This is a genomic window from Halomonas sp. M20, from assembly GCF_020622265.1.
In the GTDB taxonomy this organism is placed as follows: domain Bacteria; phylum Pseudomonadota; class Gammaproteobacteria; order Pseudomonadales; family Halomonadaceae; genus Modicisalibacter.
In genome coordinates, this window is record NZ_JACNMQ010000007.1 from 26190 (window position 1) to 42989 (window position 16800).

General features: G+C 58.1%; 13 protein-coding genes and 2 tRNA genes. 1 reads left to right on the top strand and 14 read right to left on the bottom strand.

Annotated features, from left to right (window positions below):
* Window positions 1-12 precede the first annotated feature (12 nt).
* From infB to rlmE, 11 genes are all read right to left on the bottom strand, one after another.
* A complete protein-coding gene (gene infB / locus H7850_RS15625; protein WP_227370414.1) occupies window positions 13-2565 on the bottom strand; it encodes a translation initiation factor IF-2 in 2553 nt (850 codons plus the stop codon).
* 23 nt (window positions 2566-2588) lie between these two features.
* Entirely contained in the window at window positions 2589-4085 is a 1497-nt protein-coding gene (gene nusA, locus H7850_RS15630; RefSeq protein ID WP_227370415.1) for a transcription termination factor NusA, read from the bottom strand.
* Between the two features lie 27 nt (window positions 4086-4112).
* Entirely contained in the window at window positions 4113-4574 is a 462-nt protein-coding gene (rimP, locus tag H7850_RS15635) for a ribosome maturation factor RimP (protein ID WP_227370416.1), read from the bottom strand.
* A 139-nt stretch (window positions 4575-4713) separates the two neighbouring features.
* A tRNA-Met gene (locus tag H7850_RS15640) sits at window positions 4714-4790 on the bottom strand.
* A gap of 107 nt (window positions 4791-4897) precedes the next feature.
* Window positions 4898-4984 (bottom strand) — tRNA-Leu (locus tag H7850_RS15645).
* 60 nt (window positions 4985-5044) lie between these two features.
* Complete coding sequence (gene secG / locus H7850_RS15650; protein ID WP_227370417.1) at window positions 5045-5410, bottom strand: preprotein translocase subunit SecG; 366 nt, start codon at window positions 5408-5410, stop codon at window positions 5045-5047.
* A 3-nt stretch (window positions 5411-5413) separates the two neighbouring features.
* The gene (gene tpiA, locus H7850_RS15655) at window positions 5414-6163 is read right to left on the bottom strand and encodes a triose-phosphate isomerase (RefSeq protein ID WP_227370418.1); all 750 of its coding nucleotides are present in this window, start codon (window positions 6161-6163) and stop codon (window positions 5414-5416) included.
* A gap of 92 nt (window positions 6164-6255) precedes the next feature.
* Entirely contained in the window at window positions 6256-7602 is a 1347-nt protein-coding gene (glmM, locus tag H7850_RS15660) for a phosphoglucosamine mutase (RefSeq protein WP_227370419.1), read from the bottom strand.
* The gene (gene folP / locus H7850_RS15665) at window positions 7599-8459 is read right to left on the bottom strand and encodes a dihydropteroate synthase (protein WP_413614167.1); all 861 of its coding nucleotides are present in this window, start codon (window positions 8457-8459) and stop codon (window positions 7599-7601) included. Before folP ends, glmM begins: the two co-directional genes overlap by 4 nt.
* 82 nt (window positions 8460-8541) lie before the next feature.
* Window positions 8542-10524, bottom strand: coding sequence for an ATP-dependent zinc metalloprotease FtsH (ftsH, locus tag H7850_RS15670; protein ID WP_227370420.1), 1983 nt, complete (start codon window positions 10522-10524; stop codon window positions 8542-8544).
* Between the two features lie 93 nt (window positions 10525-10617).
* Window positions 10618-11244: a 23S rRNA (uridine(2552)-2'-O)-methyltransferase RlmE gene (gene rlmE, locus H7850_RS15675; protein WP_227370421.1), complete on the bottom strand. Its 627-nt coding sequence runs from the start codon at window positions 11242-11244 to the stop codon at window positions 10618-10620.
* A gap of 183 nt (window positions 11245-11427) precedes the next feature.
* Here rlmE and yhbY point away from each other — a divergent pair, with 183 nt between their 5' ends.
* A complete protein-coding gene (gene yhbY, locus H7850_RS15680) occupies window positions 11428-11754 on the top strand; it encodes a ribosome assembly RNA-binding protein YhbY (protein ID WP_227370422.1) in 327 nt (108 codons plus the stop codon).
* An 82-nt stretch (window positions 11755-11836) separates the two neighbouring features.
* Here the strand turns inward: yhbY and greA are convergent, their stop codons facing one another.
* From greA to carA, 3 genes are read right to left on the bottom strand one after another with little or no spacing between them, the layout of a single operon-like run.
* Window positions 11837-12313 (bottom strand): transcription elongation factor GreA, encoded by a 477-nt coding sequence (gene greA / locus H7850_RS15685; RefSeq protein ID WP_227370423.1) that lies wholly within the window; start codon window positions 12311-12313, stop codon window positions 11837-11839.
* Window positions 12310-15540, bottom strand: a complete 3231-nt coding sequence (gene carB, locus H7850_RS15690; RefSeq protein ID WP_227370424.1) for a carbamoyl-phosphate synthase large subunit — start codon at window positions 15538-15540, stop codon at window positions 12310-12312. The genes greA and carB overlap by 4 nt, the downstream gene beginning before the upstream one ends.
* Window positions 15541-15593: 53 nt before the next feature.
* A complete protein-coding gene (gene carA / locus H7850_RS15695) occupies window positions 15594-16739 on the bottom strand; it encodes a glutamine-hydrolyzing carbamoyl-phosphate synthase small subunit (RefSeq protein WP_227370425.1) in 1146 nt (381 codons plus the stop codon).
* Window positions 16740-16800: the final 61 nt, after the last annotated feature.

Sequence of the window (16800 nt, forward strand, 5' to 3'; positions counted from 1 at the left end):
TCCTTTCTTGCCTTAGAGGGTGCGCTCGACCTTCACTTGATCAAAGACCTCGATCTTGTCGCCGACCTGAACATCGTTGTAGTTCTTGACGCCGATGCCGCACTCCATGCCGTTGCGCACCTCATTGACGTCATCCTTGAAACGCCGCAGAGATTCAAGCTCACCCTCGTAGATGACCACGTTTTCGCGGAGCACGCGGATCTTCTTGTGTCGATGCACGGTGCCTTCGACAACCATACAACCCGCCACGGCACCGATCTTGGGCGCCCGGAAGACGTCACGCACCTCGGCGATACCCACGATGTCCTCGCGCCATTCCGGAGCCAGCATGCCACTCATGGCTTGCTTCACTTCGTCGATGAGCTGATAGATCACGCTGTAATAGCGCAGATCCAGCCCTTCGCGCTCGATGATTTCCCGGGCAGCCGCATCGGCACGCACGTTGAAACCAACGACGATGGCATCACTCGCCAGGGCCAGGTTGGCATCGGTACCGGTAATACCGCCAACACCTGAGGAGACAACGGCCACCTGGACTTCGTCGGTGGAAAGTTCTTCAAGGGCACCACGAATGGCTTCTAGAGAACCCTGCACGTCCGCCTTGAGAACGATGTTGACCTTGGCCACCTCGTCCTGACCCATCTGGCTGAACATGTTCTCCAGTTTGGCCTTCTGCTGACGCGCCAGTCGTACTTCACGGTATTTGCCCTGACGGAAGTTGGCGATTTCGCGTGCTTTCTTGTCGTCGGCCAGCACCATGAAGTCTTCACCGGCTTCCGGCGTACCATCCAGCCCCTGGATTTCCACCGGCATGGACGGCCCGACCGATTCGACCTGCTGACCAAGCTCATTGGTCAGTGCCCGCACGCGGCCATAATGCAGACCGGCCAGCACAATATCGCCACGCCGCAGCGTTCCATTCTGAACCAGCACGGTGGCAACCGGGCCGCGACCTTTATCGAGGCGCGACTCCACGACGACACCCTTGCCCGGCGCTTCCGGTACGGCCTTGAGTTCAAGCACCTCGGACACCAGCTGTACGGCCTCGAGCAGAGCGTCTATATTTTCCCCGGTCTTGGCGGAGACATGCACGAACTGGGTATCACCGCCCCACTCTTCGGAAATGACGCCACGCTGAGACAGCTCGTTCTTGACCCGATCCGGGTCGGCGCCCGGCTTGTCGATCTTGTTGACCGCGACAACCAAGGGCACCTCGGCCGCCTTGGCGTGCTCGATCGCCTCGACGGTCTGGGGCATCACGCCATCGTCCGCTGCCACGACCAGAATGACCACATCCGTCGCCTGGGCACCGCGTGCACGCATGGCGGTAAAAGCTGCGTGGCCCGGTGTATCCAGGAAAGTAACGCCTTCCTGCTGATTGCCGACATGGTACGCACCGATGTGCTGGGTAATACCGCCGGCCTCACCAGTCGCCACCTTGGTGCGCCGAATGAAATCGAGTAGCGACGTCTTACCATGGTCGACATGCCCCATGACCGTGACCACGGGCGAGCGTGTAATCTCTTCACCCTCGTAGGAGATACCTTCGAGCACCTCGGTTTCCAGCGCATCGTCCTTGACCAGCTTGGGCGTGTGGCCCATTTCCTCGACGACGATCGCCGCGGTGTCCTGATCGATGGTCTGGTTGATGGTGACCGCTGCCCCCATGGTGAACATGGCCTTGATGACTTCGTTGGCCTTGATCGCCATCTTGTCCGCAAGTTCGGCGACGCTGATCGATTCCGGAATGGCCACCTCGCGCACGATCGGTTGAGTCGGCTTCTGGAAGGAGTGCTTACCGCCGCTTTCACGACCACCGCGGCGGCTGCCGCGGCGCTCGGCACGTTTGACTTTCTTGCCGGTACCACGACGGCGCTCGCTGCGTTCTTCGCGATCTTCGTCACGGCTGGTGTCGCGGCCCTTCTTGGCCGGCGCTTTCTTCTGTGCACGACGATTGTCGTTACGAGGCTCCTTGGGAGGTGCCTCGACAACCGGCTCGTCACTTTGAGGAATCTCTGGCTTGCTAGGCTTCTTGGCCTCTTGCGTCGGTGCCGCTTCCTCTTGCGGAGAGGGGGTTGCAGCAACCTCTGGCTGAGAAGCAGGTGCTTGCTCCTGAGCCGCAGCTTGAGACTTTTCTGCCTGCTCAGCCTCGGCTTGAGCACGCTCGGCCTGCTCCGCCTCGACGCGAGCCTGAGTAGCATTCGCCATGTCGCCGACCAATTGACGTGGCCCTTGCTCCGGCTGAGCAGGCTGCTCGGCAACCTCTTCCTCGGCACGCTTGACGTAGGTGCGCTTCTTACGCACCTGCACTTCTATGGTCTTGCCACGACCTTCGCCGGATCTGATGCGGCTCTTGGTCTGACGGGTTAGCGTGATACGGTTCTTGGCACCGCGACCACCGCCATGACTTTTGGTCAAGTGATCCAGCAGGCGTTGCTTGTCCTCTTCGGACACGGCATCACTCTCGCCCTGATGGGGAAGACCGGCTTCTTTCATTTGCTCCAGCAGGCGGGACGTATCACGACCTACCTTGACTGCGAAATCCTTCACTGTCATTTCTGACATTACGACCCTCCTGAGCCCATGACCTAGTTACTTTCGCTTGCGAACCAGGGCGCACGGGCGGTCATTATCAGTGACGCGGCGCGCTCTTCGTCGATACTCTCGATATCCTTGAGGTCGTCGATGGCCTGCTCGGCGAGATCTTCCATCGTGACAATACCGCGGCTGGCTAGAATGAAAGCCAGGTGGCGATCCATTCCTTCCATTTCCAGCAGATCGTCGGCGGGTTGAGCGCCATCGAGAACCTCTTCGGAAGCAATCGCCAGAGTCAGCAGCTCATCCTTGGCCCGCGCGCGAAGTTCTTCCACCAGGTCTTCGTCGAACTCTTCGATTTCCAGCATTTCTTCAAGAGGCACATAGGCCAACTCTTCGAGGGAGGTAAAACCCTCCTCGACCAATATGCGCGCCAGCTCTTCATCGATTTCGAGATGGTTGATGAAATATTCAACCTGACTATCGACTTCCTGCTCGCGTTTTCCCTCGGCCTCATCTTCAGTCATCACGTTGAGCGCCCAACCGGTCAGCTCACTGGCCAGACGCACGTTCTGTCCACTACGCCCGATGGCTTGGGCCAGATTATCCTCACCCACGGCGACATCCATGGAGTGCGCGTCTTCATCGACGAGAATGGAAGCCACTTCTGCCGGCGCCATCGCGTTGATGACCAACTGCGCGGGATTGTCGTCCCACAAGATGATGTCGACACGCTCATTCTGCAGTTCGTTGGAAACTGCCTGAACCCTGGAGCCTCGCATACCGACACAGGCACCAACAGGATCGATTCGGCGATCGTTGGTCTTCACCGCGATCTTGGCGCGAGAACCTGGATCGCGGGCCGCGCCTTTTATTTCGATGAGTTGCTCGGCGATTTCCGGCACTTCGATCTTGAACAGTTCGATAATCAGATCGGGGCGCGTCCGGGTGAGAATCAACTGCGCGCCTCGTGCTTCCGGCTCGACCTTCCATAGCAAAGCGCGTACGCGTTCGTTCATGCGATAGCGTTCACCCGGAATCATTTCACTACGAGGCAAGAATGCTTCCGCATTGTCCCCTAGATCGATGATCAGCCCGTCACGGGTCGTCTTTTTGACGATGCCCGCCACCAGCTCGCCCTCACGCTCGGCATACTGGCGCACGACTTGAGCACGCTCTGCTTCACGCACCTTCTGCACGATGACCTGTTTGGCGGTCTGGGCGGCAATACGGCCAAAGGCGGCATTCTCGATGCGCTCTTCGACCACGTCTCCCAAGGTCAACGGCGGATCGCGACGCTCCGCATAGGACTGTTTGATCTCGGCATCCGGGGTCTCGAACTCGTCATCCTCGACGACGACCCAGCGGCGAAATGTTTCGTAGTCCCCGGTCATACGATCGATCTTGACGCGAACGTTTGCTTCTTCGCCCTCGAAACGCTTACGTGATGCGCTTGCCAGTGCCGCTTCGACTGCCTCGAAGATGACGTCGCGGGGCACACCCTTCTCGTTCGAGATCGCGTCAACGACCAGCAGAATCTCTTTACTCATGCTAAAGCCTCGCCAAAAAACCAGTCCTCAGGTATCGAACTGCGGAACAACCCGCGCCTGCTCGATCCCATCGATGGGAAAGCAGTACTCTTCGCCTTCAAGGTGCAACAGCACCTCGTCATCCTCGATACCCGCCAGCAATCCCTTGAATTTGCGACGGCCGTCATAAGGAACGCGTAAGCGTAACGCGACATTGTTGCCTTTGTAACGCTCGAACTGCTCGAGGGTGAAAAGTGGGCGATCCATGCCTGGAGAAGACACCTCCAGTCGATACTGGCCAGAGATCGGATCCTCGACATCCAGAATCGCACTCACTTGACGGCTAACTTCTGCGCAATGGTCAACTGTGACGCCGTCATGGCTATCGATGTATACCACCAGGCGTGAGTGTCTGCCTTGAGCGGTACGCTCAACTCCCCAGAGCTCGAAGCCCATGGCCGTTATCGCCGGCTCGATGAGCGCTTTAAGTGCGACGTCATTGATTGCCACAAACAAAACTCCTACAACAGTTGCATCAGGCACCTGACCAGGAGTGAGAGGAAAGCTAGGTGGCTGACTGATGTTAGCTGCAAAAAGTGAACCGCTAACAAAAAGCCCCTTCAATGGAAGGGGCCTTGCATAAGAAACTTGGTAGCGGGGGCCGGATTTGAACCGACGACCTTCGGGTTATGAGCCCGACGAGCTACCAGACTGCTCCACCCCGCATCATAAGCTGACAAGTATAAGAACTTGCTTGCTGCTGGGTCAAGGAAGCGCATTACGCATGATGATACGAGACAATCACGCTTTTTCCTTGATACAAGCAACATCATTGGTGCCGAAGGGGGGACTTGAACCCCCACGACCATAAGGTCACTACCCCCTCAAGATAGCGTGTCTACCAATTCCACCACTTCGGCAACAGGGGATGAACAAACCAGGCGAAACTTCGTTCGCCTAACGCCAGACATATCAACCGGTTACTGCTGCTCCCCACCGACCTCTAGCGCTGGCGCAGTATTATCCGTGCTTTGCGGCTCTTCGTCAAGGGTAGGTGGCGCGTTCCGCTGCTCGATCAATTCAGCATCCGGAATGCCCTGCTCCGGAGCATCTCCCGCTTGAGAAGCAAAATAGGCAAGTGTCAACGAGGTGGCAAAGAAGGCGGCAGCCAACACTCCCGTCAATTTAGCCAGAAAACTACCACTCCCCCGGGAACCGAAAACGGTCTGAGAAGCTCCGCCACCGAACGATGCGCCCGCTTCGGCCCCCTTGCCTTGTTGCAAAAGAATGAGCGCGACCAGCGCAATGGCAATCACCACATGAATGATGAGAATGACAACTTGCATGTATTAACCTACTGACTGGCAAATGGCTAAAAAATCGTCGACCTTGAGTGAGGCTCCGCCTATCAGGCCGCCATCGATATCTGGCTGAGCAAGCAGCTCAGCCGCATTCTCACGTTTCATACTACCGCCATAAAGCAAACGCAGCGTAGAAGCCATCTGCTTATCATACTCAACGAGATAGGCGCGAATGGCCGCATGAACAGTCTGCGCCTGCTCCGGGGTAGCGGTTCTTCCGGTGCCAATGGCCCACACAGGCTCATAGGCAATGACCACATGTTGACGCTGCTGGGCATTGAGCATATCGAATACGGTCTTCACTTGACTCAACACGGTCGCTTCAGTGCGTCCTTCATCCCGTTCGGCTAGCGTTTCGCCGACACAGAGAATCGGCGTAAGACCCTCATTCAAAACGGCCTGAACTCGTACCAGGACCGCCTTGTCGTCTTCGTGATAAAGCGAACGACGCTCCGAATGCCCTGCCAGCACATAATGCACGCCGAATTCCGAAAGCATGCTGGCACTTACCTCGCCGGTGTAAGCACCAGATGGCTCAGGGTTCACCGTTTGCGCACCCAACCGGAGCGGGGTCTTTTCAAACGCCGTCTGTGCCGCGGCCAAATAGGGCGATGGAGGTAGTATGGCAATCTCCATCGATGAGGATAGATTGGCTTCGCCAAAGGCTTGACCAAACTGCTCAACCAGCGCCAGGGAACCGTTCATCTTCCAGTTGCCGGCGATCAATGGCACACGCATGAAGCCCCCCTTTCTCGAAGTGGTGCAAAATGGTATAGGAGTCGCCGAGCCAAGACAACCAGCATGCCTGTAACTACGACGCTACCAGCCTCCTAGGCCATCAATATTTCAACTTCCGCCGCAATACGCCGCGCTAAAGCATCGACATCAAGATGAGGCCGCCCTTCGACCATCACTCGAATCAGCGGCTCCGTACCCGAAGGGCGTAACAGCACTCGGCCTTCGTCACCAAGTTCTACCTCGACGCTGGAAACCGTTTCACGCAAACGGTCGTTTTCAAGCAATGCCTGCTTATCGGTTCCAGGCGTCAGACGTACGTTGATCAAGGCTTGAGGCGTCTTTTCGAAGCCTTTGAGCTCTGCAAGCGAGCAGTTCTGACTGACCATGATCGCCAGCACTTGCAAGGCCGACACGACACCATCCCCGGTGGTCTGAACATGACCACAGACGATGTGTCCCGAGGACTCCCCTCCGAGGTGCCAGCCCTTGGCTGCAAGACGCTCCATCACATAGCGATCACCGACCTTGGCGCGCTCGAAAGGAATATCCAGTGCTTCCAGAGCAGCCGCCAGTCCGAAGTTGCTCATCAGCGTACCCACGACGCCCCCATCCAGTTCGCCACGGTCATGGCGATCCTTGGCGATCATGTAGATGATGTCGTCGCCATCGACTTCCTGACCGTCCGCATCGACCAGTACCACGCGATCACCATCGCCATCGAAAGCGATACCCAGATCGGCACCGCGCTCGATGACAGCCGCACGCAGCGAGGCGGGATAGGTAGAGCCTACTCGCTGATTGATATTCAAACCGTCGGGCTCTGCGCCCAGCAAACTTATCTTGGCTCCCAGCTCGCGAAAAACGCTGGGGGCGATGTGATAAGTTGCGCCATGAGCACAATCCAGCACGATATTCAGGCCACGAAGGGTCATACGATGGGGTACGGTAGACTTGCAGAACTCGATGTAGCGGCCATCGGCATCGCCAATGCGAGAAGCCTTGCCCAGACGATCGGCGGGTACCGTTTCGAGAGGCTTATCTATCTCCTCTTCAATGCGAGTCTCGATTTCATCGGGTAGCTTAGTGCCATCCGCAGAGAAGAACTTGATGCCATTGTCCTGAAAAGCATTGTGCGATGCTGAAATCACGATACCGGCATCGGCTCGCAGTGTGCGCGTCAGATAGGCGATCCCTGGCGTCGGCATCGGCCCCAGCAAGGAGACATCGACACCTGCTGCGGACAAACCTGCCTCCAAAGCCGACTCGAACATGTAACCCGAGATGCGCGTGTCCTTGCCGATCAACACTTTGGCTCGACCATCTTGCTTGTTTAAAACACGCCCCATGGCCCAGCCCAGCTTGAGCATGAAATCTGCGGTAATGGGATATTCGCCAACGGTTCCACGGATACCGTCGGTACCAAAATAACGTCTCGTCATAGCTCAGTGCCTTCCTGTAACACGCTCCAGGTCATATTGATTGCATCTACGTGAGGGGCAACATCGTGCACGCGTATCAACCGCGCACCACGATCCACTGCCAAGGATGACAAAGCCAGCCCCCCATGTAAGCGCTCTTCAACGGCTCGCCCAAGAACCTTGCCTATCATGCTCTTGCGCGACATGCCGACCATCAATGGCAACTCGAGCTTGGCCAATGCCGATAGGCGCTTGAGTAGGCGAAGGTTATGCTCGGTCGTTTTAGCAAAGCCGAACCCCGGGTCAAGCAGTAGTTGTTCACGGCGGACACCGCCTGCTTCACAGGCAATCACGCGAGCTTCAAGAAAGCGCAGTACCGCCTGCTCTACCGGTTCATCGTAGTGAGGAGCCTGCTGCATGTCTTCCGGCTCGCCAAGCATGTGCATCAAGCAAACCGGCAAGCCATAGCGTGCGGCAGTCTCGATGGCACCGGGTCGGCGTAACGCACGTACATCATTGATCATCCCTGCCCCGCTTTCGGCGGCCTCGCGCATTACTTCAGGCGAGCTGGTATCTACCGATACCAATGCATCCAACTCCCGCACCAGAAATTCGACAACCGGAATCACTCGGTCGAGCTCCTGCTGGACTGTCGTCGGTGTAGCGCCCGGACGGGTGGATTCACCACCTACATCGATGATCGCCGCCCCTTCCGCCAGCATTGTTTCCGCATGGCGCAAGGCCTCATCACGCATGACATAACGACCACCATCGGAGAACGAGTCGGGGGTGACATTGAGAATGCCCATTACCCTAGGATAGGAAAGATCGAGGCGATGGCGTCCGCAGTGCAATAGAGTAGCGGCGGTTGGTGTCATCTAACGTTCCCGGAACAAGATATATCAAAGAGACGGAAGGCGCCTTTGCGGGCGCCTTCCGTATTCACTGGCAAACGGATTGCTAATGGCCAGCAGGGCCACCAAGCGGATCGGAAGGGCGTCGCCGAGGCCCCTTGTCTTCGTCCTCGTCGCCATCCGAGCCAATCTCGTCTCCACCAGGACGCTGCGAAGGATCGCCTGTAACCGCAGTGCCACCGCCGGAACCATCGCCTCCCCAATCCTTGGGCGGACGCGGCTTGCGGCCCTCGATGATATCCTTGAGCTGTTCCGCATCGATGGTCTCATACTGCATCAATGCTTCAGCCATCGTGTCCAGCTTGTCACGATTGTCCTCGAGCAGCTGCTTGGCCTGGGCATAGCACTCATCAATGATGCGCCGCACTTCCTTATCGAGTTTGGAGGTGGTCTCCGGCGAATTAAACTTGCCGCCGGTACCGCCCGGCCCACCCATGAACTGATGCGACTCGTCCTCGTCATACATCAGCGGGCCCATCTCCGAGGAGAGCCCCCACTTGGCCACCATGCTATGAGCCAGCTCAGTTGCGCGCTTGATATCATTGGACGCGCCGGTAGTTACACCATTCGGCCCCAAGGTCATCTCCTCGGCGATACGTCCACCGAACAGCGAGCAAATCTGACTAAGGATCTGCTGGCGCGAAAAGCTGTAGCGATCTTCTTCCGGCAAGAACATGGTCACACCCAGAGCACGACCTCGGGGAATGATAGTCACCTTGTAAACCGGGTCATGCTCTGGCATTAACAGGCCGATAATTGCGTGCCCGGACTCATGATAGGCTGTGTTGAGCTTTTCCTTCTCGGTCATGACCATGGACTTGCGCTCGGCGCCCATCATGATCTTGTCTTTGGCAAGCTCGAGTTCTTCCATGTTCACCAGACGGCGGTTGCGCCGTGCTGCAAACAGGGCAGCCTCATTGACCAGGTTGGCTAGATCCGCACCGGAGAAGCCCGGCGTACCGCGTGCGATCACGCTCGGCTTGACGTCTTCACCCAGAGGCACCTTGCGCAAATGCACCCCTAGAATGTGCTCGCGGCCCCGGATATCCGGCAGGCCTACGGTAACTTGGCGATCGAAACGTCCAGGGCGAAGCAGTGCTGGATCGAGTACGTCAGGACGGTTGGTCGCCGCGATGACGATGATGCCGTCATTAGCCTCGAAGCCGTCCATTTCGACCAGCAGCTGGTTCAAGGTCTGTTCGCGCTCGTCGTGACCGCCACCCATACCGGAGCCACGATGACGTCCTACGGCATCGATCTCGTCAATGAATATGATACAGGGGGCCTGCTTCTTGGCCTGTTCAAACATGTCGCGTACCCGCGAGGCACCGACACCCACGAACATTTCGACAAAGTCCGAACCCGAAATGGTAAAGAACGGCACCTTGGCTTCACCGGAAATGGCTTTAGCTAACAAGGTCTTACCGGTACCCGGAGGCCCTACCATCAAAACGCCTCGGGGTATCTGACCGCCCAGCCGCTGGAACTTGCTAGGGTCCTTCAAAAAGTCGACCAGCTCTTCGACTTCTTCTTTCGCTTCATCACAACCCGCGACATCCGCAAAGGTCGTCTTGATCTGATCCTGGGTCAGCAGCTTGGCCTTGGACTTGCCAAAACTCATCGGGCCGCCCTTGCCGGCGCCGCCGCCCTGCATCTGGCGCATGAAAAACAGAAAAATAGCCAGAATGATCAAAATCGGGAAGCTGGCAATCAGAAGCCTTGTCCACAGGCTTTGCTCTTCCGGCTTCTTGCCGATCACATTGACATCATTGGCCAACAGATCGTCCATCAGCTTGGGATCCTGGGCGGCTGGCCGGATAGTTTGAAATTGCGAGCCGTCCTCGCGCTCACCCATGACTGTATAGCCATCGATGGTGACCGAACGGACCTGCCCATTTTGCACCTGCTGCACGAACTGAGAATAGTTCATCGTTTGCGGTGCGGTGTCGACACTGAAGTTGTTGAACACCGTCAGCAGAACTGCTGCGATAACCAACCACAGAATCAGGTTCTTCGCCATGTCATTCAAGGCAATACCCTCGTTGCATCAATTCGTCTGCCAAACGGCGTGTACAATACTGACACCATAACAGATGGGGCCGTTCCATCGCGATTCCAAGCGTCAACCTTTATATCTTTTCGCCAGAAGATAGACTTCTCTAGATCGAGCTCGTGAGGAATCCGGTTTGCGGGTAACGACCTTCACAAACGCCTGCCGTAGTGTTTTCAAATAGTCGTCGAAGCCTTCACCCTGAAACACCTTGATCAATAGGCTCCCATCAGGAGAAAGCACCTGCCGAACCAGATCCAGCGCCAGTTCCGCAAGATACATTGCTTGCGGCTGGTCGATTGCGGCCATGCCGCTCATATTGGGCGCCATGTCAGAAATGACCAGATCCACCGGCCGCCCGTCAAGCGACTCCAGAATGGCTGCCAGCACATGATCTTCAGTGAAATCGCCCTGAACGAAATCGACGCCTGCCAGTGCGTCCATCTCGAGAATATCGGAAGCGATCACTCGCCCTTCGGCGCCTACCTTGTCTACGGCGATCTGACTCCACCCCCCAGGGGCCGCACCTAGATCAATCACCGTCATGCCGGGCTTAAAAAGCTGATCCTTGGCATCGATCTCCAGCAGTTTATAACTCGCTCGGGAGCGATAGCCATCCTGCCAGGCGCGCTGGACATAGGCATCGTCAAAATGCTCCTTGAGCCAACCAGCGCTACTCTTGGAGTCGGATCGAGCCACTCAGCCACCTGAATCGTCAAAAAAGTGAAAATGGGGTTATCGATCAAGGGGGAACTCATCGAAAACACGCAGCATCTTTCAAAAGCCTGGCTACTTTGCACGTCCTGGCTTTCACCGTACCATGACGCACCTTGTCTTCTTATCCCTTGTCGTCATACACCCACGAATCAAAGGCACGTTATCATGAGCTTGTCACAGGCACAAAAGAAAGCAATGCGCAGCATCGGGCATCATCTGCACCCTGTGGTAACGGTTGCTGAGAATGGTCTCACCGAGAACGTGATGGCGGAGATCGAACGTGCCCTGGCCGACCATGAGCTGATCAAGATCAAACTGGCCCAGGGTGAACGCGAGATGCGCCAGCAACTCATCGACACCATAACCCGGCAAACTCAAGCAGAAATCGTGCAGACCATCGGCAAGATGGCCTTGTTTTATCGCACCAACCCCAACGCCAATCCCAAACTTTCCAATGTCGTTCGGGCTAGTGAACATCACGGTCGCCGCTGAACAGCGAATTCAGTGGCCAACTCAGTTCGAAGAGAACCTCACGGCCACTGTTTTCTCCAATCTACCGATTGCGCTACATCGATCAAATGTACTGAACGTCGCTGATCTCGTACTCCACTTCACCGCCAGGCGTGCGCACCAGCACTACGTCGCCTTCCTCTTTTCCGATCAATGCCCGCGCGATGGGCGACGTTACCGATATCTTGCCGGATTTTATATCGGCTTCATCCTCGCCAACGACCTGATAACGGACCTCTTCATCGCTATCCAGATTGAGCAATCCCACGGTGACGCCGAAGATGACCTTCCCCGACTTGGGCATCTTGGTGACATCGATCACCTGGGCCGCGGAGAGCTTGGATTCGATTTCCTTGATGCGCCCTTCAATGAAGCCCTGCTCTTCCCGGGCCGCATGATATTCCGCGTTCTCCTTGAGATCGCCATGCTCCCGCGCTTCGGCAATGGCGTTAATGACCCGGGGCCGCGCTTCACTCTTGAGCTGGCCGAGTTCTTCCCGCAGACGCTGTTCACCCAGCACGGTCATCGGGACCTTGTTCATGTTGTTGCTCCTGCATGCAGTTCCTGAAGTCGACGCACCGTTATTTCATTACCGTACTCGAGCGCCATGCATACGGCACGCGCGCCAGCAAGCGTCGTGGCGTAGGGCACCTTACGCGATAGTGCGGTGCGACGAATCACCGAAGAGTCGTTGATTGCCTGACGGCCTTCGGTCGTGTTGACGATATAAGCCACTTCATCGTTCTTGAGCATATCACCGATATGCGGACGTCCCTCGAAGACCTTGTTGACGGTCTCCACGGGGAGGCCGTTCGCTTCGAGGGCGCGGGCAGTGCCGCGAGTGGCGCAAAGGGTAAACCCCAATGCTAGCAGAGATTCCGCCACCTCGATAATGCCTGCCTTGTCCGGCTCGCGGACGGAAAGAAACGCCTTACGCTCGCCGGTCAGCGGCGGAATCGCATCGCCACCGCCCAACTGGGCCTTGTAGAAGGCCTCGGCGAAGGTGGCGCCGCTGCCCATCACCTCGCCGGTGGATTTCATTTCCGGCGACAGGATCGGATCGACACTCGGAAATTTGTTGAACGGGAACACCGCCTCCTTGACGCTGTAGTAGCTCGGGATCAGCTCCTGGGTGAACCCCTGCTCGGCCAATGTCTTGCCCGCCATACAGCGAGCGGCGACCTGGGCCAGTGATGTGCCGATGCACTTGGAGACAAACGGCACGGTGCGCGAAGCGCGGGGATTGACCTCGATGACGTAGATCTCGTCGTCCTGCCAGGCCAGCTGCACGTTCATCAATCCCACCACGTTGAGTTCCAGCGCCATGCGCTTGACCTGTTCGCGCATTGCATCCTGCACGCCAGCGGGCAACGAATAAGGCGGCAGCGAACAGGCGGAGTCACCGGAGTGCACCCCGGCCTGTTCGATATGCTGCATGATGCCGCCGATCACCACCTGCTGGCCGTCGCTGACCGCATCGATGTCGATCTCGACGGCGGCATTGAGGAAGTGATCGAGCAGCACCGGCGAGTCGTTGGAGACCTTGACCGCGTGGGTCATGTAGCCCTCGAGCTCCGAAGCATCGTAGACGATCTCCATGGCACGCCCGCCCAGCACGTAGGAAGGGCGAACCACCAACGGGTAGCCGATCGTCTCGGCCTTGGCAAAGGCTTCGTCGAAGCTGCGCGCGGTGGCGTTGGGCGGCTGCTTCAGCCCCAGCTTGTCGATCATCTGCTGGAAACGCTCGCGATCCTCGGCGCGGTCGATGGCATCCGGCGTAGTACCGATGATCGGCACCCCGGCGGCCTCCAGCGCTCGCGCCAGCTTGAGCGGCGTCTGGCCGCCGAACTGCACGATCACGCCGACCGGCTGCTCCTTATCGGCAATTTCCAGCACGTCCTCCAGGGTCACCGGTTCGAAATAGAGACGATCCGAGGTGTCGTAATCCGTGGACACGGTTTCCGGGTTGCAGTTGACCATGATGGTTTCATAGCCATCCTCGCGCATGGCAAGGGCCGCATGCACGCAGCAGTAGTCGAACTCGATGCCCTGGCCGATGCGGTTGGGCCCGCCACCCAGCACCATGATCTTCTGGCGATCGCTGACGTCGGCTTCGCACTCTTCTTCATAGGTGGAGTACATGTAAGCGGTATGAGACGCGAACTCTGCAGCACAGGTATCCACCCGCTTGTAAACCGGACGAATGCCGTACTTGTGCCGCGCCTGACGAAACGCCTGCTCGGAAACACCCAGCAATGTCGCCACCCGCGCATCGCCGAAGCCCTTGCGCTTCAAGGCAAACAACGCCCTGGCATCCAGCTCGCCCAGGGAACGCCGGGCAAGATCCTGCTCAATGCGCACCAGCTCCTCTAATTGCACCAGATACCAGCGGTCGATGTTGGTCAGAGCGAATATTTCCTCCACACTCATACCGGCGCGCAGCGCATCGGCGATGAAGAAGATGCGCTCTGCGCCCGCGGCCTGCAGCTCACCCTTGATCAGCCCCAGGTTGGCTTCGCTGAACTCAATGATCTTGGGGTCGAGACCGTCATTGCCAGTCTCCATGCCGCGAAGCGCCTTCTGAAGCGACTCCTGAAACGTTCGCCCAATAGCCATCACCTCGCCTACGGACTTCATCTGGGTAGTCAAGCGATCGTTGGCCTGGGGAAACTTCTCGAAAGTGAAGCGTGGGATCTTGGTGACCACGTAGTCGATGGCCGGCTCGAAGGAAGCCGGCGTCTTGCCGCCGGTAATATCGTTAGTGAGCTCGTCCAAGGTATAGCCTACCGCCAGCTTGGCGGCGATCTTGGCGATGGGAAAGCCGGTGGCCTTTGAGGCCAGCGCGGAAGAGCGCGACACCCGCGGGTTCATTTCGATGACCACCATGCGTCCGGTGTCAGGATCGACGCCGAACTGAACGTTGGAGCCGCCGGTCTCGACACCGATCTCGCGCAGCACCGCAAGCGATGCGTTGCGCATGATCTGGTATTCCTTGTCCGTCAGCGTCTGGGCCGGCGCCACGGTGATGGAATCCCCGGTGTGAATGCCCATGGGGTCGAAGTTCTCGATGGCGCAGACGATGATGCAGTTGTCGTTCCTGTCGCGAACGACCTCCATCTCGTACTCCTTCCACCCGAGCAGCGACTCGTCGATCAACAGCTCATGATTGCTGGAAAGCTCGAAGCCGCGCCCGCAGATCTCCTCGAACTCTTCCTTGTTGTAGGCCACGCCACCACCGGAGCCGCCCATGGTATAGGAGGGGCGGATGATGGTGGGAAAACCCAGTTCCTCTTGAATCTGCCAGGCTTCTTCCATGGTGTGAGCGACCTTGGCCTTGGGGCATTCCAGGCCGATATTGCGCATCGCCTTGTCGAACAGGTCCCGATCCTCGGCCTTGTTGATGGCGTTGGCGTCGGCCCCGATCATCTCCACGCCGTATTTTGCCAGTACACCGTGCTTGTCGAGATTCAGCGCGCAGTTGAGCGCGGTCTGGCCACCCATGGTGGGCAAAACGGCATCCGGGCGCTCCGCCTCGATGATCTTTTCCACCACCTGCCAGGTGATCGGCTCGATATAGGTGGCATCCGCCATCACCGGGTCGGTCATGATGGTGGCCGGGTTGGAGTTGACCAGGATGACCCGATAGCCCTCCTCGCGCAGCGCCTTGCAGGCCTGGGCGCCGGAGTAGTCGAACTCGCAGGCCTGACCGATGACGATGGGGCCGGCGCCGATGATCAGGATACTTTGTATGTCGGTACGTTTGGGCATGACGGTTCCCGCTGAATAAGGTGACGTGCGATGGTTCAAGCAGATTCGATGGGTTATCGGCCCGCGCTCAGCATGGCAACGAAGTGATCGAACAAGGGCGCCATATCCTGCGGCCCGGGGCTCGCCTCCGGGTGGCCCTGGAAGCTGAAGGCCGGGCAGTCGGTGCGCTCGATCCCTTGCAGGGTGCCGTCGAACAACGAGCGATGGGTGGTGCGCAACGTGGCCGGAAGGCTGGTTTCGTCGACGGCGAAGCCATGATTCTGACTGGTGATCATCACCTGGCCGCTATCGAGATCCTGCACCGGATGGTTGGCGCCGTGGTGGCCGTGATTCATCTTCACCGTGCGCCCCCCGGAGGCCAGCGCCAGCAGCTGATGCCCCAGACAAATGCCGAACAGCGGAATGCCGCTTTCGAGCAGTTCGCGAATCGCCTCGATGGCGTAGTCGCAGGGCTCCGGATCGCCGGGGCCATTGGAGAGAAAGATGCCGTCGGGCTTCAGCGCCAACACCTCGGCGGCGGGGGTCTGGGCCGGCACCACCGTCAAACGGCAGCCCCGGGAGGCCAGCAGACGCAGGATGTTGTGCTTGGTGCCGTAATCGAAGGCGACGACGTGATAACGCGCGTCGCCTGAGGCAGTTCCCGCATACCCCCTGCCCAACGTCCAATCGCCCTGGCTCCACTCGTAGGGCGTCTCGCAAGAGACGACCTTGGCCAGGTCCATGCCGGCCAGGCCAGGGAATGCACGGGCGGCTGCAAGAGCCCTCTCGACGACATCATCACCTTCGGCGTCGGAACCGGCCAGGATGGCACCGTTTTGAGCGCCCTTGTCGCGGAGGATACGGGTCAGTCGGCGGGTGTCGATATCGGCGATCCCCAGCACGCCATGTTCGCGCAGATAGTCATCCAGGCGCTGCTGGCTGCGAAAACTGCTGGCCATCAAGGGCAGATCACGGATCACCAGACCCGCGGCGCAGATGCGGCGGGACTCGACGTCTTCGTCATTGACGCCGGTATTGCCGATATGAGGATAGGTCAGAGTGACGATCTGGCGAGTGTAGGAAGGGTCGGTCAAGATTTCCTGATAGCCGGTCATAGCGGTATTGAACACCACTTCGCCAGTAGTTTGCCCATCGGCGCCGATGGCGCTGCCATGAAATACGCTGCCATCTGCCAGGGCCAGTATCGCGGGTCTGTTCAACGCAACGTCCTCCACTTTGTTTAATCCCCTTCAGGCCAGAGTTCGTCAAGGCATTCAGGTC

What these genes read in the sequence shown, in the direction of transcription:
- infB (WP_227370414.1), bottom strand. Translation starts at nt 2,565, where the DNA reads ATGTCAGAAATGACAGTGAAGGATTTCGCAGTCAAGGTAGGTCGTGAT.
- greA (WP_227370423.1), bottom strand. Translation starts at nt 12,313, where the DNA reads ATGAACAAGGTCCCGATGACCGTGCTGGGTGAACAGCGTCTGCGGGAA.
- nusA (WP_227370415.1), bottom strand. Translation starts at nt 4,085, where the DNA reads ATGAGTAAAGAGATTCTGCTGGTCGTTGACGCGATCTCGAACGAGAAG.
- tpiA (WP_227370418.1), bottom strand. Translation starts at nt 6,163, where the DNA reads ATGCGTGTGCCATTGATCGCCGGCAACTGGAAGATGAACGGTTCCCTG.
- yhbY (WP_227370422.1), top strand. Translation starts at nt 11,428, where the DNA reads ATGAGCTTGTCACAGGCACAAAAGAAAGCAATGCGCAGCATCGGGCAT.
- folP (WP_413614167.1), bottom strand. Translation starts at nt 8,459, where the DNA reads ATGACACCAACCGCCGCTACTCTATTGCACTGCGGACGCCATCGCCTC.
- carB (WP_227370424.1), bottom strand. Translation starts at nt 15,540, where the DNA reads ATGCCCAAACGTACCGACATACAAAGTATCCTGATCATCGGCGCCGGC.
- secG (WP_227370417.1), bottom strand. Translation starts at nt 5,410, where the DNA reads ATGCAAGTTGTCATTCTCATCATTCATGTGGTGATTGCCATTGCGCTG.
- glmM (WP_227370419.1), bottom strand. Translation starts at nt 7,602, where the DNA reads ATGACGAGACGTTATTTTGGTACCGACGGTATCCGTGGAACCGTTGGC.